The 13,699-nt window shown below is 66.6% G+C and carries 13 protein-coding genes; 4 read left to right on the forward strand and 9 right to left on the reverse strand.

Annotated features, from left to right (window positions below; genetic code table 11):
- Positions 1 to 93 precede the first annotated feature (93 nt).
- Both dnaK and N6C22_RS08240 read right to left on the reverse strand, forming a co-directional pair.
- On the reverse strand, positions 94 to 1,971 hold the full coding sequence (dnaK, locus tag N6C22_RS08235; protein ID WP_261650623.1) for a molecular chaperone DnaK: 1,878 nt from the start codon (positions 1,969 to 1,971) through the stop codon (positions 94 to 96).
- A gap of 147 nt (positions 1,972 to 2,118) precedes the next feature.
- Complete coding sequence (locus N6C22_RS08240) at positions 2,119 to 3,099, reverse strand: nucleotide exchange factor GrpE (RefSeq protein WP_369684397.1); 981 nt, start codon at positions 3,097 to 3,099, stop codon at positions 2,119 to 2,121.
- Positions 3,100 to 3,232: 133 nt separating this feature from the next.
- Between N6C22_RS08240 and N6C22_RS08245 the strand changes: the two genes are divergently transcribed.
- Positions 3,233 to 4,594 (forward strand): DEAD/DEAH box helicase family protein, encoded by a 1,362-nt coding sequence (locus N6C22_RS08245; RefSeq protein ID WP_261650624.1) that lies wholly within the window; start codon positions 3,233 to 3,235, stop codon positions 4,592 to 4,594.
- A gap of 13 nt (positions 4,595 to 4,607) precedes the next feature.
- On the opposite strand, the gene N6C22_RS08250 is transcribed toward N6C22_RS08245, so the two are convergent.
- Positions 4,608 to 5,018: a hypothetical protein gene (locus N6C22_RS08250; RefSeq protein WP_261650625.1), complete on the reverse strand. Its 411-nt coding sequence runs from the start codon at positions 5,016 to 5,018 to the stop codon at positions 4,608 to 4,610.
- A gap of 94 nt (positions 5,019 to 5,112) precedes the next feature.
- Between N6C22_RS08250 and N6C22_RS08255 the strand changes: the two genes are divergently transcribed.
- The gene (locus tag N6C22_RS08255; protein ID WP_261650626.1) at positions 5,113 to 6,639 is read left to right on the forward strand and encodes a DUF790 family protein; all 1,527 of its coding nucleotides are present in this window, start codon (positions 5,113 to 5,115) and stop codon (positions 6,637 to 6,639) included.
- A gap of 156 nt (positions 6,640 to 6,795) precedes the next feature.
- On the opposite strand, the gene N6C22_RS08260 is transcribed toward N6C22_RS08255, so the two are convergent.
- From N6C22_RS08260 to N6C22_RS08270, 3 genes are all read right to left on the reverse strand, one after another.
- Positions 6,796 to 7,221: a CBS domain-containing protein gene (locus N6C22_RS08260; protein WP_261650627.1), complete on the reverse strand. Its 426-nt coding sequence runs from the start codon at positions 7,219 to 7,221 to the stop codon at positions 6,796 to 6,798.
- A gap of 138 nt (positions 7,222 to 7,359) precedes the next feature.
- Positions 7,360 to 7,869, reverse strand: a complete 510-nt coding sequence (locus N6C22_RS08265; protein WP_261650628.1) for a hypothetical protein — start codon at positions 7,867 to 7,869, stop codon at positions 7,360 to 7,362.
- Positions 7,866 to 8,774 carry an RsmB/NOP family class I SAM-dependent RNA methyltransferase gene (locus N6C22_RS08270; RefSeq protein WP_261650629.1) on the reverse strand — a complete coding sequence of 303 codons (909 nt, stop codon included), beginning with the start codon at positions 8,772 to 8,774 and terminating at the stop codon, positions 7,866 to 7,868. The genes N6C22_RS08265 and N6C22_RS08270 overlap by 4 nt, the downstream gene beginning before the upstream one ends.
- A gap of 81 nt (positions 8,775 to 8,855) precedes the next feature.
- Here N6C22_RS08270 and N6C22_RS08275 point away from each other — a divergent pair, with 81 nt between their 5' ends.
- A complete protein-coding gene (locus N6C22_RS08275; RefSeq protein ID WP_261650630.1) occupies positions 8,856 to 9,593 on the forward strand; it encodes a proteasome assembly chaperone family protein in 738 nt (245 codons plus the stop codon).
- Positions 9,594 to 9,620: 27 nt separating this feature from the next.
- On the opposite strand, the gene N6C22_RS08280 is transcribed toward N6C22_RS08275, so the two are convergent.
- Genes N6C22_RS08280 through N6C22_RS08290 form a run of 3 tightly spaced genes read right to left on the reverse strand, consistent with a single transcriptional unit; the run spans position 9,621 to position 12,321 of the window.
- Positions 9,621 to 10,403 (reverse strand): ABC transporter ATP-binding protein, encoded by a 783-nt coding sequence (locus tag N6C22_RS08280; RefSeq protein ID WP_261650631.1) that lies wholly within the window; start codon positions 10,401 to 10,403, stop codon positions 9,621 to 9,623.
- Positions 10,391 to 11,266, reverse strand: a complete 876-nt coding sequence (locus tag N6C22_RS08285) for an ABC transporter permease (protein ID WP_261650632.1) — start codon at positions 11,264 to 11,266, stop codon at positions 10,391 to 10,393. The genes N6C22_RS08280 and N6C22_RS08285 overlap by 13 nt, the downstream gene beginning before the upstream one ends.
- Positions 11,263 to 12,321, reverse strand: a complete 1,059-nt coding sequence (locus N6C22_RS08290; RefSeq protein ID WP_261650633.1) for an ABC transporter substrate-binding protein — start codon at positions 12,319 to 12,321, stop codon at positions 11,263 to 11,265. The genes N6C22_RS08285 and N6C22_RS08290 overlap by 4 nt, the downstream gene beginning before the upstream one ends.
- Before the next feature lie 248 nt (positions 12,322 to 12,569).
- On the opposite strand from N6C22_RS08290, the gene N6C22_RS08295 reads away from it, so the two are divergent.
- Positions 12,570 to 13,691, forward strand: coding sequence for a pyridoxal phosphate-dependent aminotransferase (locus N6C22_RS08295; RefSeq protein ID WP_261650634.1), 1,122 nt, complete (start codon positions 12,570 to 12,572; stop codon positions 13,689 to 13,691).
- Positions 13,692 to 13,699 lie beyond the last annotated feature (8 nt).

The following is a 13,699-nucleotide window of genomic DNA, read 5'->3' on the forward strand; positions in this document are numbered from 1 at the left end:
TCGTTACCAGTCGATAGCAGATTGAACCACTTGAAAAGAACGGGTTTGGTCGGCGAGTCGGTGAACCGCTAGCGAGCGCCGGGTCGGGCGGCGTTACTCGTCCTTCTCGTCCTTCTCGTCGACGTCCTCGAAGTCGGCGTCGACGAACTCGTCGTCGTCACCGCCGGGTGCCGCACCACCCATGTCGCCGCCCATGCCGCCACCCATGCCACCGCCCTGGGCTGCGGCCTCCTGGTCGTACATCTGCTTGCCGATCTCCTGAAGCTCCGTCGAGAGAGCCTTGGTGGCCTCCTCGATGTCCTCCTTCGTGGACTCGGAGTCCGCGACGACCTCTTCGACGTTCTCCATCTCGGCCTCGATGGCGTCGCGGAGGTCGTCGTCGACGTTCTCCTCGTTCTCCTCGAGGATGGTCTCGGCGCGCTGGAGCGTCGCCTCGGCGCTGTTCTTCGCCTCGATGCGCTCACGGCGCTGGCGGTCCTCCTCGGCGTGCTCTTCGGCTTCCTCCTGCATCCGCTTGACCTCGGCGTCCGAGAGGCCGGCACCGCCTTCGATGGTGATGTCCTCGCGGTTGCCCGAGCCCTTGTCCTCGGCGGAGACGTTCACGATACCGTTCTCGTCGATGCTGAAGGTGACCTCGATCTGGGGCGTGCCTGCCGGTGCCGGCGGGATGCCGGTGAGGTGGAACTCGCCGAGCAGCTCGTTGTCCTGAGCCATCTCGCGCTCACCCTGGAAGACGCGGACCTGGACGGACGTCTGGTTGTCCGCGGCGGTCGTGAAGATCTTCGACTCCTCGGTCGGGATGGTCGTGTTCTTCTCGATGAGGCGCTCGAAGAGGCCACCCTTGACCTCGATACCGAGCGAGAGCGGCGTGACGTCGAGGAGGACGATGTCGTCGACCTCGCCGCCCAGCACACCACCCTGGATGGCCGCGCCCAGCGCGACGGCCTCGTCGGGGTTGACGTTCTTCTTCGGCTCGCTGCCGATCATCTCCTCGACCTTGTCGAGGACCTGCGGCATGCGCGTGGAGCCACCGACGAGGAGCACCTCGTCGATGTCGTCCATCTCGTACTCGGCGTCCTCGAGGGCCTGCTCCGTCGGAGCGACCGTGCGCTCGATGAGGTCCTGGGTCAGGTTCTCGAACTTCGCACGGGTCAGGCTCTTCTCGAGGTGGATGGGGCCGTCGTCGGTCGCCGTGATGAACGGCAGGTTGATCTCGGTCTCCTTGCGCGAGGAGAGCTCGATCTTGGCCTCCTCTGCGGCGTCCTTGAGGCGCTGGAGCGCCTGCCGGTCGTCGCGGAGGTCGATGCCGTGGTCGTCCTCGAACTCATCGGCGAGCCAGTCGATGATGGCCTCGTCCCAGTCGTCGCCACCGAGGTCGTTGTCCCCGTTCGTGGCGACGACCTCGTACACGCCGCCACCCAGGTCGAGGATGGAAACGTCGAACGTGCCACCACCCAGGTCGTACACGAGGATGGTCTGGTCGGAGTCGTCGTCGAGCCCGTACGCCATCGCGGCGGCGGTCGGCTCGTTGATGATGCGCTCGACCTCGAAGCCGGCGATCTCGCCGGCGTCCTTGGTCGCCTGGCGCTGGCGGTCGCTGAAGTAGGCGGGCACCGTGATGACGGCCTTCTCGACGTCCTCACCGAGGTACTCCTCGGCGTCACGCTTGAGCTTCTGGAGAATCATCGCGGAGATCTGCTCAGGCGTGTAGTCCTCGCCATCGATATCGACCGCGTAGTCGTCGCCCATGTGGCGCTTGATGGACGCGATGGTGCGCTCGGGGTTCTGGATGGCCTGGTTCTTGGCCGGTTTACCGACGAGTCGCTCACCGTCTTCGGTAAACGCGACGACGGAGGGAGTCGTCCGGTTACCTTCGCTGTTCACGATAATCTCGGGGTCGCCACCTTCCATCACGGCGAAGGCGGAGTTCGTCGTCCCGAGGTCGATACCGAGAATCTTGTTGCTCGCCATGTTACAGGATTATACCTCCCTTGAAGGTTTAAAACTTGCTTTACCTAACTATCTGACGAATTAAAGGTGTCAAAAGGCTATAAAACGGCGCTACGGCCCAATTTTCACGATTTCTTCGATAACGTTTAGTCTCGTTGAGAGAAATCTTCAGTCCTTCTCGCCGACAGTTTCACCGGACTCCCCGTCGCCCGGCTGTGGCTGCTCGGCAGCGTCGCCGACCTCGCCACCGTCGGAGGCCGTCGAGTCAGCCGTTTCGGGGCTCCCCTCTTCGACCTCGCCGCCGAGCGGGACCGCTTCCTCCTCGCCCTCGTAGTCGGAACCGTTGCTCACGGTGACCTGAGCGGTCTGGATGACCTTCCCGCCCATCTCGTACCCCGGCCGGTAGACGTCGACGATGGAGCCGTCTGGTTTGTCGCTGTCCACTCGGACCATCACCTCGTGGCGCTGGGGGTCGACTTCCGTGCCAGGCTCCGGCGAGACCTCCTCGACGTTCTCGTCCTCGAGGACGCGGTCGAACTCACGGAGCGTCGCCTGGATACCGTCACGGATGTCGGCACCCTCGTCCTGGTCGAGGGCGCGGACCAGGTTGTCCCGGACCGGGACGATTCGCTCGACGAGGTCCTCGGTCGCACGCTCTTGAATCTGCTCTTGCTTCTTCTTCGAGCGCTCCTTGTAGTTCTTGAAGTCGGCCTGCTTGCGGACCAGGCGCTGCTTGAGGTCCTCGCGTTCCTCGCGAAGCTCGTCGCGCTCGGCCTCGAGTTCGTCCACGGTCTCGCGGAGGGTCTCGGCTTCGTCCTTCAGCTCGAACGCTCGCTGGATTATCGTCTCCACCTCGGAGCCAAGCTCGTCGTCGAGGGCCGTGATGCGGTCGACGAGGTCGTCGCCGACCTGGGTCTCGCCGACCGGTTCGGCATCCGTCTCGGGAGCCGCGGAGTCGGTCCACTCGAACTCGTCCTCGGTGTCGTCGTCCGCCTCGCCGTCGGATGCGGCTGTGTCCGCTGTCTCCGCCTCGGCGTCACCCGCCGCCTCGGGAGCGTCGACGGGGGCCGACTCCGCATCCTCTGGAGCGTCTTCGCCTGCCTCCGTCGCCTCGGAGGGCGGCGTCTCCGTGTCCTCGTCTTCGTCCATGTGCGGAACAAAACCCGCCAGACACCAAAAGGGTTCAGGTACGACGACGATGGGCACCGCCAGCCGGTCGGAGATGGTGACCGGGTACTCCCCAACGTACGTCTTATACCGCCCGCGTGGCAACCTCCGACCGATGACGGTCACGCTCCGGTACGAGAACGGGACAATCCGGGTCGAGAGCGACGGCTCCCAGCCCCTCCCGGGCGTGATCACGGACGACCGAAGTGGGACCGGCCGGGTTCCGGGGGCAGCGTACGCGGAACTCGTCAACGACCTCGACCAGCACGGCATCGAGTATCGTGACGAGGTGCTCCACCTTCCCGCAGTCGGCGACCTCACCTCGACGTACGAGCTTCGGGACTACCAGCACGAGGCGCTGGCGGCGTGGGCAGGTGAATCAGCCGACACGGGACTCTCGCGTCGTGGCTGCCTCGAACTCCCCACGGGGAGTGGGAAGACCGTGATCGCCATCGCAGCCATCGAGGAGTGCGCAACGCCGACGCTGGTCGTGGTGCCGACGCTCGACCTCGTCGACCAGTGGCGGACCGAACTCGCTACGGAGTTCGACCAGCCAATCGGGCAGCTCGGGGGCGGCGAACAGCGAATCGAACCGCTCACCGTGTCCACGTACGACTCGGCGTACCTCCGGGCCGACGACATCGGTGACAGGTTCGAACTGCTCGTCTTCGACGAGGTCCACCACCTCGGGGGCCAAGGCTACCGAGACATCGGCCACCTCTTCGCCGCGCCGTACCGGCTGGGCCTCACTGCGACGTTCGAGCGCCCCGACGGTGCCCACGAGGCCATCGAGGAGCTCGTCGGGCCGCTCGTCCACCAGCTTTCGGTCGCGGACCTCGCCGGTGACCACCTCGCCGACTACGACGTGAAACGACTCCGGGTCGAGCTCACACCCGACGAACGCGAGCGCTACGAGGAGAAACAGGGTGTCTTCACCGACTACCTCGCCCACAGCAACATCCAGCTACGCAGCGGGAGCGACTACCAGGAACTGGTCAAGCGCTCGGGCACCGACCCCGAGGCGCGAAACGCACTGCTCGCCAAGCAGGAGGCAAAGCGCATCATGATGGGAAGCGAGGCGAAACTCCAGGCGCTCGCCGACGTCCTCGACAGACACCGCGACGACCGGGTCATCCTCTTTACGGCGCACAACGACCTCGCCTACGACATCTCCGAGCGCTTCCTCGTTCCGGTCATCACGCACCACACTGGAACCGAAGAGCGCCGCGACATCCTCGACCGGTTCCGTGACGGCCGGTACTCCCGGGTCGTCACGTCGAACGTCCTCGACGAAGGAGTGGACGTCCCCGACGCGAACGTCGCGGTCATCCTCTCCGGGACGGGGAGCGAGCGCGAGTTCACACAGCGATTGGGCAGAATCCTCCGCCCGAAAGCGGACGGCGGGCGGGCGCTCCTCTACGAGATAATCAGCAAAGAGACGGCGGAGACGCGGGTCGCCGACCGTCGCCGCGGGTGACCCCCGCGGGACCTCACGGGCGTTCCCAGTCGACCGAGAGGTCGCCGGCCGCCTCGAACTCGAAGGTGTAGCGCTGTTCCTCGCCGGGGGCCTGCTGGACCCGTCGTCGCCGACGCTCGACCGCGTCGTCCTTGGACCAGACGAGAACCAACACGGCGTCCACTGCCTGCGTCCCGGCATTGGTCACCACCACGTCGACCACGAACCCCTCCGCTGCGGTGGGGAACTCGAACCCGACCTCGACGCCCGGTGCGACGGCCTGCGTGCCGGTTGGCGTCGACCGGTCTTCCGTCGGCTCCTCGTACCCCTCGCTGCCTGGCGGGGTGTGTTCTGCCCCCGGCTGGTCGCCCGGGAGCCGGCCCGTACAGCCGGCGAGTCCCGCGAGGGTGCTTCCGACGGCGGCACAGAAGACGCGGCGCTGCATCGGCGCTGGGTTCGCAGTGGGGGGACGAAACCCTTGTGCCTCGCCACGGGGCCCGAGTGACAGGTTTTTGCGGGCCGCGCCCGGACGTTGAGCCATGCTGACCAAGGACCTGCTTCGGGTCTCGCGCGCCGGTGGTGGCTACCAGCCCCGCTTCGTCGGCGACGACGCCGAAGCGGTCGCTGCCCGCGTCCTCGGCGTGTTCCAGGGCCACGTCGGTGAGACCTACGGCGACCTGCAGGACGCGCTGACCGACCTCGAAGGGGAGGAGGCTGATTTCAAGCTCGTCCGGGGGTTCGCGAAGCTGGTCGAGCGCGAGGCCACCGTCGAGACCAGCGCGCCGATTCCGCCGGAGCGCGCGCGTCGAGCCGCCTTCACTGCGGCCGAGGAGGTGGGCGTGGTCACCGACTCGGAGCGGGAGACGGCCATGGCCCAGGCCGCCTCCTCGCTCGGGACGAGCCCCGATGCGGTCGCCGGGTCGCTGTACGCTGACCTCCCGGACGAGCAACTCGTCACGGCGGTCGACGCGCGCTGGACTCCCACAGAGCTGGTGGCCCAGTACAACCTCTCGCTGGCGCAGACGGCGCTGTTCGACGCGACAACGGTCCGGGTTCGGTCGTCCGACCCCAAGGCGCTCATCTCGGCGGTCAAACGGTTGCGCCTGATGTACGAGATCGAGCAGACGCCCGACGGCCGGGAGGTCGTCGTGACCGGCCCGGACAGTCTGTTCCGGAACTCGCGGCGCTACGGGACGCGGTTCGCTCGGCTGTTGCGGACCGTCGCGAAGACCGACGACTGGCGGCTCTCCGCGACCATCGACGACCGCGGCACCGAGCGCCAGCTGGTGCTCTCGGACGACGACCCGGTTCGCGTGCCGGGGAGCGACCCCGTCGCCGAAGTGAGCTACGACAGCGATGTAGAGGCCGATTTCGCTGCCCGGTTCGCGTCGCTCGACCTCGACTGGGACCTCGTCCGGGAGCCGGAACCGCTCGCGACCGGAACGAGGGTGATGATCCCGGACTTCGCGTTCGACTGGGCACCCACTGGCGGGGACACCGGCGACGAGTTCCGCGTCTACTTCGAGGTGATGGGCTTCTGGACGCCGGAGTACGTCGGGAAGAAGCTCTCCCAGCTGAGCGACCTCGAGGAGGTCGAGATGCTCGTCGCGGTCGACGAGTCGCTGGGCGTCGGCGAGGCTATCGAGTCCCTCGACCATCGAGCGATTCCCTACTCCGGCGGCCGAATCCGGGTGAAGGACGTCCGCGACGCGCTCCGGCGGTACGAGGACGAGCTGGTCGCTGCCAGCGCGGCCGCGCTGCCCGACGAGCTCGAACCCGACGAGGACGTGGTGACGCTGGCGTCGCTCGCGGCGGAACTGGGCGTTAGCGAAGACGTGGTCGAAGACAAGGCGTTCCCGGCACACGAGCGCGTCGGACGGACCCTCATCCGACCCCCGGTGCTGGAGACGGTCCGCGCGAATCTCACGGCCGGACTGTCCCTGGACGAGGCCGAAGCAGTGCTGGCAGACCACGGCATCGGCGAGACGAGCGCGGTGCTCTCGCGACTCGGGTATCGCGTCGAGTGGGAGGGTTTGAGTGGTGGGACCCTCCACAGGACGGACTGAAATGTCGGTCCGGTCCGACAGAACGGCAGGTGGGTGGATAGAGCGAACAGACGGCACTGCTGTGGTGGTCCCGTGGCGGTGTGCCGTGCAACCGCTGGCCGCCACGGGGCGATGATCAGGTCACGGCGGGCATTGCTGCCCGCTCGCGTTTGAACCCTAGTACGGCGGTGACTCCGTCTTGATGACCTCGGAGAGGTCGGTCATCTCCTGGTCGATGAGCACGACGAGGTCGTCGAGCGTGACGAACCCGGCGAGTTTCCCGTTCTCGGTGACGGGCATCCGGCGGACGCTGTGCTCTTTCATCTTCGCACAGAGTTCACGGACGCCGGTGTTGGCATCGACGCTGACGATGTTCTTCTCCATCACGTCGTTGGCCGTCGTCGTCTTCGGGTCCTTGCCCTCGGCGACGACTTTCACGGCGATGTCCCGGTCCGTGACGATGCCGATGGGTTCCTCGTTCTGGTGGATGACGACGGACCCGACCGACTTGTTCGCCATCGTCTTGGCGATGTCGCCGACCGGTGTGTCGGCGGTGGCTGTTACGACGGCGTCCTTCTGTCGAGCGATGTCTAACGTTGGCATTGGTGTACTCCCCGACGCCGGTCGTCCGGCGTCTGCTCTCTATAGGTCGGAAACGACGATATGTGTTAGCAAGTAGCAACGTAGCGATGTCTCACGGTGCTGGTGGTGCGATTTCGAATACCTCAGAAAACGAGGGGATTACACGTCGCGCTGTCGGCCCTTGGGGACCACGGACCGCAGTTCTCCGTAGAGGAAGAGCCCGACGCCGAGCGGTTCGCGCTCCCCCGCGAGTTCGTGGGCAGCGATGACGTAGCCCCAGTCGCCGTCGTAGTCGAGCTCCTGGTCCTCGCCGTCGGCGAACCGGCGGGCTTCGTCCTCGGTGAGGTCGATGACGTTCTTGGTCGCGAGTTTCCCGAAACGCTGGACGGCGTCCGTGGTCGGCTTCCAGTGCTCCTGGCGGGTGCGCAGGAACGTCATGCCGACGCCCTCGACCTCGATGTGGTCGGGCACCTCCCCGGCGAAGGCCCATATCTTGCCCTTGCCCTTCTCGTAGAACGTGTGGTCCGCGAAGGTCTCCGGTGGGATGCCGAACCGCTCTTCCCACCAGTCGACGACCTCCTCCCGGGTGGCGCGCCCCTCGACCGCACGCTCGTCTTCGGTTTCCGGGAGGCGGTCGAACCGGTACCCCTTGTTCGTCTCGTCGCTCATGCCGTCACCTCCAGTTTCGCGGTGAAGAACCCGCCCGTGTCGTTGTGATGCGGGTAGACGCGCTTGGCCTTCGCGACCTGTGGGTCGTACTCCTCGCCCTCCCATTCGGTGATGCCGGGAACGTGGTCGAGCGCGAGGTCGTAGTCCACGACGCGGCAGTCCTCCTCGGCGAGCACGTGGTCGAGCACGGCCTCGTTCTCTTCGGGCGCGAAGGTACACGTCGAGTAGACGACGGTGCCGCCCTCGCGGGTCACCTGCAGGGCGCGCTTCAGGATGCCCTTCTGGATGCCCGCGACCGAGGTGACGTGGCCCATGTTCCAGTTGTCGAGCGCGTCGGGATTCTTGCGGATGGTCCCCTCACACGAGCAGGGCGCGTCGACGAGCACGCGGTCGAACTCCGTGCCGTCGAACGGTTTCAGCGAGAAGTTCCTCGCGTCCTGGTTCGTCACGACGACGTTCGTCACGCCCAGGCGCTCGCAGTTGAACCGCAGTGCGGAGAGGCGGCCGAGGTTGTTGTCGTTCGCGACGAGGGTTCCCTCGTCCTCCATCTCGGCGGCGAGTTGCGTGGTCTTCGACCCCGGGGCGGCGCAGGTGTCGAACACCCGGTCGCCCGGCTGCGGGTCGAGGACGGTCGGCGGGATGGCCGACACCTCCTCCTGTCCGGTGGTCCAGCCGTGGAACCCCGGCCACGTCGACCCCGGTTTCTCCGTGTCGAGGGTCAGCACGTGAGGGTGCCAGTCGGCCTGTTCGTATCCGATGCCCGCCTCGTCGAAGGCTCTCGTGACGCGCTCTGTGGTGGTCTTCAGGGTGTTCACCCGGACCGCCATCGGTAACGGCCGTTCGCACGCGGCCAGGAACGCCTCGAAATCGTCGACGATGTCTCGATACCGTTCGAACGGCTCCATGCCGCCGGGTTCGTGCGAGGGGGGTTTGTCGCTTTCGAAGCGGGGGGTGCTTTTTAATCGCGTCGGCGTCTCCTGTGAACTATGGCACACGTCAAGCGACGGTCGGACATGGACCTCGAGGGTGCGTTCCTCATCGAAGGGCTCCCGGGTGTCGGGCTGGTCGGGAAGATCGCCACCGACCACCTCATCGAGACCTTCGACATGGAACTGTATGGGACGTGTCACTGCGAAGGGCTCGCCCGAATCGGCATCTACCACGAGGACCAGCGCGAGCTGGAACCACCGGTCCGCATCTACGCGGACGAGGAGACCGGGCTCGCCGCCCTCCAGAGCGACGTCCCGGTCGACGCGGAGGCCATCAGTGAGTTCTCCGCCTGCATGACGGGCTGGGTCGAGAGCGCAGGCCTGACGCCCATCTACCTCAGCGGGTTACCCGCGAAGACCGATGGCAAGCCGGCCATCTACGGGGTCGGCACCGCGGGCGGTGTGGCGATGCTGGACGAGACGGACATCCCACTCCCGTCAGAGAACGGGGTCGTCAGTGGCCCGACCGGGGCGTTGCTCAACCGGGCGGTCGAGACCGGGCTCGACAGCGTCGGCCTGGTCGTCGAGTCCGACCCGAAGTTCCCCGACCCGGAAGCCGCACGCGTCCTCATCGAGGACGGCATCTGCAAGCTCACGGGCGTCGACGTCGACATCTCGGAACTGGTCGAACGGGCCGAGGAGATCCGCGAGCAGAAGGAACGGCTGGCCAGGCGGATGGAGGAAGCGAAAGAGGAGGAGAGTTCGCAGGCACAGCCGCTCCGGATGTACCAGTAAGCGAGGACGGGCGGGCGGCGCGAGCCGTCAGTGCAGCAGGTCGAGCACGTGTTCGGCGTGCTCGACGAACGCCTCGTCGGTCCGGCTGCGGGGCCGTGCGAGGTCGACGTCGACTATCTCTCGGACGCTGCCGGGTCCCTCGCTGAGGACCACGATGCGGTCTGCGAGTTTCACCGCTTCTTCCACGTCGTGCGTGACGAACAGGACCGTCTTCTCGGTCTCCGCCCACACCTCCAGCAGTTCGTCGTGGAGCATGTTCCGCGTCTGGGCGTCGACGCTGCCGAACGGTTCGTCCATCAGCAGTATCTCGGGGTCGACCGCGAGCGCGCGGGCGATGCCGACGCGCTGTTTCATCCCACCCGAGAGCTCTTTGGGGTAGGCGTCCGCGAACTCCGAGAGGCCGACGAGGTCGAGCATCTCGGCGACGCGCGCCTCGCGCTCGGCCTCGGAGACCGCTTGCTGTTCCAACCCGAACGCGACGTTCTCGGCGACGGAGCGCCACGGGAACAGCCCGTACTCCTGGAACACCATCCCGCGGTCGGTGCCGGGGCCCTCGACGCGGTCGCCGCCGAGGAACACGCCGCCCGAGGTCGGGGCTTCCAGCCCCGCGATGATGCGGAAGAGCGTGGTCTTGCCACAGCCGGATGGGCCGACGATGCAGACGAATTCGCCGTCTTCGACCTCGAAGGACACGTCGGCGATGGCCTGGACGTCCTGTCGCCCCGTCTCGTAGCGCTTCCCGATGTCGTCGACCGAGACGGTCGCGGTGGTGTCCGATTCGTCGTCCACTGCCTCGTTCACGCTCGCCATGCTAACACCTCCTGCTGGACCTTGCGGAAGGCGGCGTCGCTCACCAGGAACACCGCGCTGATGACCAGCATGTACGCCACGCTCACGTCGAGCGCGAGGTTCTGGGCGGCGATGAGAATCTGCTCGCCGACGCCCGGCGGGCCGACCAACTCGGCGGCCACGACGATCATCCAGCACTGGCCGATGCTCGTCCGGATACCCGTGAATATCTCGGGCATGGCGCTCGGCACGACCACCTTCCGAATCATGGTGAGGTCGTCGTTGACGCCGAGGCTCGCAGCGACCTCCTTGAGGTCCTGCGGGACCGCCTCGACGCCGCTGTAGGCGTTGTAGAACGTAATCCAGAACGCGCCGATGGCGACGATGAACGTCGCGCCCGTGTGGCCCGTCCCGAACCAGATGATGGCGAAGGCGATCCACGCCAGCGGCGGGATGGGCCGGAGGATGCGGGTCACGGGCGTCAGCGCGTCGTCGACCAGCGTGAACCAGCCCATCGCGATGCCGGTCGTGGTCCCCAGCGTCGACCCGATGACCAGCCCTGGCAGGTAGTGCTGGAGGCTCTGGAACAGCCGGACGAACAGCTTCGGCAGCGACACGTCGCTGCTCGTGAACGGCAACGTGTAGGTCGCGTCCGTGGTGAGCTGCCCGTAGAGCGCACCGCCGACCTCGACCGGCGTCGGGAGGATGAACGGCTTGAGTGGCATCGCGACGACCTGCCAGAGGACGAGGAACGCGAGCGTCCCGGCGGCACCCGCTCCGAGGCGTCGCGTGTCGATGCGGTCCCGGAGATCAGCCACCTCACTGGCTGTGCCGTCACGCTCCTCGGTGGTCGTCGTCGATGCGTCGGCGGTTTCGGTGCTCATTCGTTGGCGACCTCGTCGTAGAGGGAGTAATCGAAGATGTCCGAGACGCCCAGCTTCTGTTCGGTCTTGCCGAGGCGGCTGGCGTAGTCCGCGAATATCTTCGCGCCACCCTCGATGCGGTGCGGGTCCGAGATGAAGTTCGCACCCTTGGACTCCATGGCCTGCTGGGCGATGTCGACCGGCAGCACGTCCTTCCCGATGACGCTGGCCGCGTCCTCGGCCGCCTTGTCGGGGTTCGCGTTGATGAACTCGGTCGCCTTCCGGTGCTGGCGGAGGAAGTCCTTCGCGAGTTCCGGGCGCTCGTTCCGGAGCCGGTCGTGCATCATCGTGACGGCGGCGGGTTGCCCGGACATGAAGTCGCCCGCCCACGCGATGTTCTGGTAGCCGGCGTCTTTGGACTGGACGATGGTCGGCACCGGTTCCATGATGCTCGTCCCGTCTACCTTGCCCGCGACGAGCGCCTGGCGGACCGGCCCGGCCCCGCCGAGGGACTTGATGTTCACGTCGCTCTCTGGGTCGAGCCCGAGTTCGCTGTCGAGCCAGTAGCGCAGCAGGATGTCCGGAACCGACCCCGGCGGGAAGGTGCCGAAGGTGAACTTCCGGCCCTTCTGTACCTCGAACTTCGCGAACGCGTCCGCCCCGTGCTCGTCGTAGAGCGCCGCGAACTCGTCGCTGGCCATGATGAGCATCGCTTCCTCGATGTTCGCGCCGGTCACCTTCGCGAAGCCGGTCTTGTCGACGATGATCATCGCCGGGACGACGCCGAACAGTGCCACGTCGTAGTCGCCCTTCGCGAACGCCTGCACGATGCTGGGGCCGTCGCTGAACATTTCTGCCTCGACCGGTGCCGACAGGTCGTCGTAGTACCCCTCCTGGTCCATCACGAAGTGCTGCATGTCGGGGTAGATGGGCATGTACGCGACGTTGAGAGGGTCGTCACCGCCGCTGCCGCCGGTGAGCCCACCGACACAGCCGGCGAGCCCTGCGATGCCGGTGCCTGCTGCCGCCTGTACGAACCGTCGCCGCGAGAGCTGCGAACCGTCGAAACTACTCATTTCCCAGGCGTTGACGGTCCAGGCTTAATTCGGCAGAGGCCACGGTAACTACCTCCGAGAGCCAGTTCGCACGAGTAACCCCGACGTTAGTCGGTGCTGTCGGGCGATTTCGGCCCAGCTCGGCCGTCGCGCTCCCAGAGTATGCCTCATAGATAGCAGCGAGTCTTGCCATCGCCGCCCCATGCGTGAACCATGTGGGAACACGCCTCACATCAAGAGTTATCCGGTCGCCCTGCGCGGTCTATGGTATGACGGAGTTCTCAGACCGCATCGAGCAGGTCAGCATCAGTGGTATCCGGAAGGTCTTCGAAGCCGCAGGCGAGGACGCCATCAACCTCGGCCTGGGCCAGCCGGACTTCCCGACGCCCGAACACGCCAAGGAGGGGGCCATCGCGGCCATCGAGGACGGCAGCGCCGACGCCTACACGTCGAACAAGGGGACGGAGTCGCTCCGCGAGGCCATCAGTGGCCGCTACGCCGAGGACCGCGGGATGGAGGTCGACCCGGAGGACATCATCGCGACCGCCGGCGGCTCCGAGGCGCTCCACCTCGCCATGGAGGCCCACGTCGACCCCGGCCAGGAGGTCATCTTCCCCGACCCCGGCTTCGTCGCCTACGACGCCCTCACCCGCATCGCGTCGGGTGAACCGAAGCCGGTCCCGCTCCGCGAGGACCTCACCCTCGACCCCGCGACCGTCGAGGAGAACATCACCGACGACACCGCGGCGTTCATCGTGAACAGTCCCGGCAACCCAACCGGCGCGGTCCAGTCCGAGGAGGACATGCGCGAGTTCGCCCGCATCGCGGACGAGCACGACGTGCTCTGCATCTCCGACGAGGTGTACGAACACATCGTCTTCGAGGGTGAACACCGCTCGCCCATCGAGTTCGCCGAGTCCGACAACGTCGTCGTCGTCTCCGCGTGTTCCAAGACGTACTCGATGACCGGCTGGCGGCTCGGGTGGGTCACGGGCTCGACGCGCCGCATCGAGCGCATGCTCCGCGTCCACCAGTACGTGCAGGCGTGCGCCTCGGCTCCGGCGCAGTACGCCGCCGAAGCCGCGCTCTCGGGCGACCAGACCGTCGTCGAGGAGATGGTCGAGACGTTCGAGGAGCGGCGTGACCTCGTCGTCTCCGGACTCGAGGACATGGGCCTCGAGGTGCCGACGCCGACCGGCGCGTTCTACGTGATGCCGAAGGTCCCCGAGGGCTGGGTGGACGAGGTCATCGAGCGCGGCGTCGTCGTCGTCCCCGGTGATGCGTTCGGCGAGCACGGCGCGGGTTACGCTCGTCTCTCGTACGCGACGAGCACCGAGGAACTGGAGGAGGCACTCGACATCATGCGCGAGGCCACGGAAGCGGTTCGGTAACGCGAGAC

The sequence above is a fragment of the Haloarchaeobius sp. HME9146 genome (genome assembly GCF_025399835.1).
GTDB lineage: Archaea > Halobacteriota > Halobacteria > Halobacteriales > Natrialbaceae > Haloarchaeobius.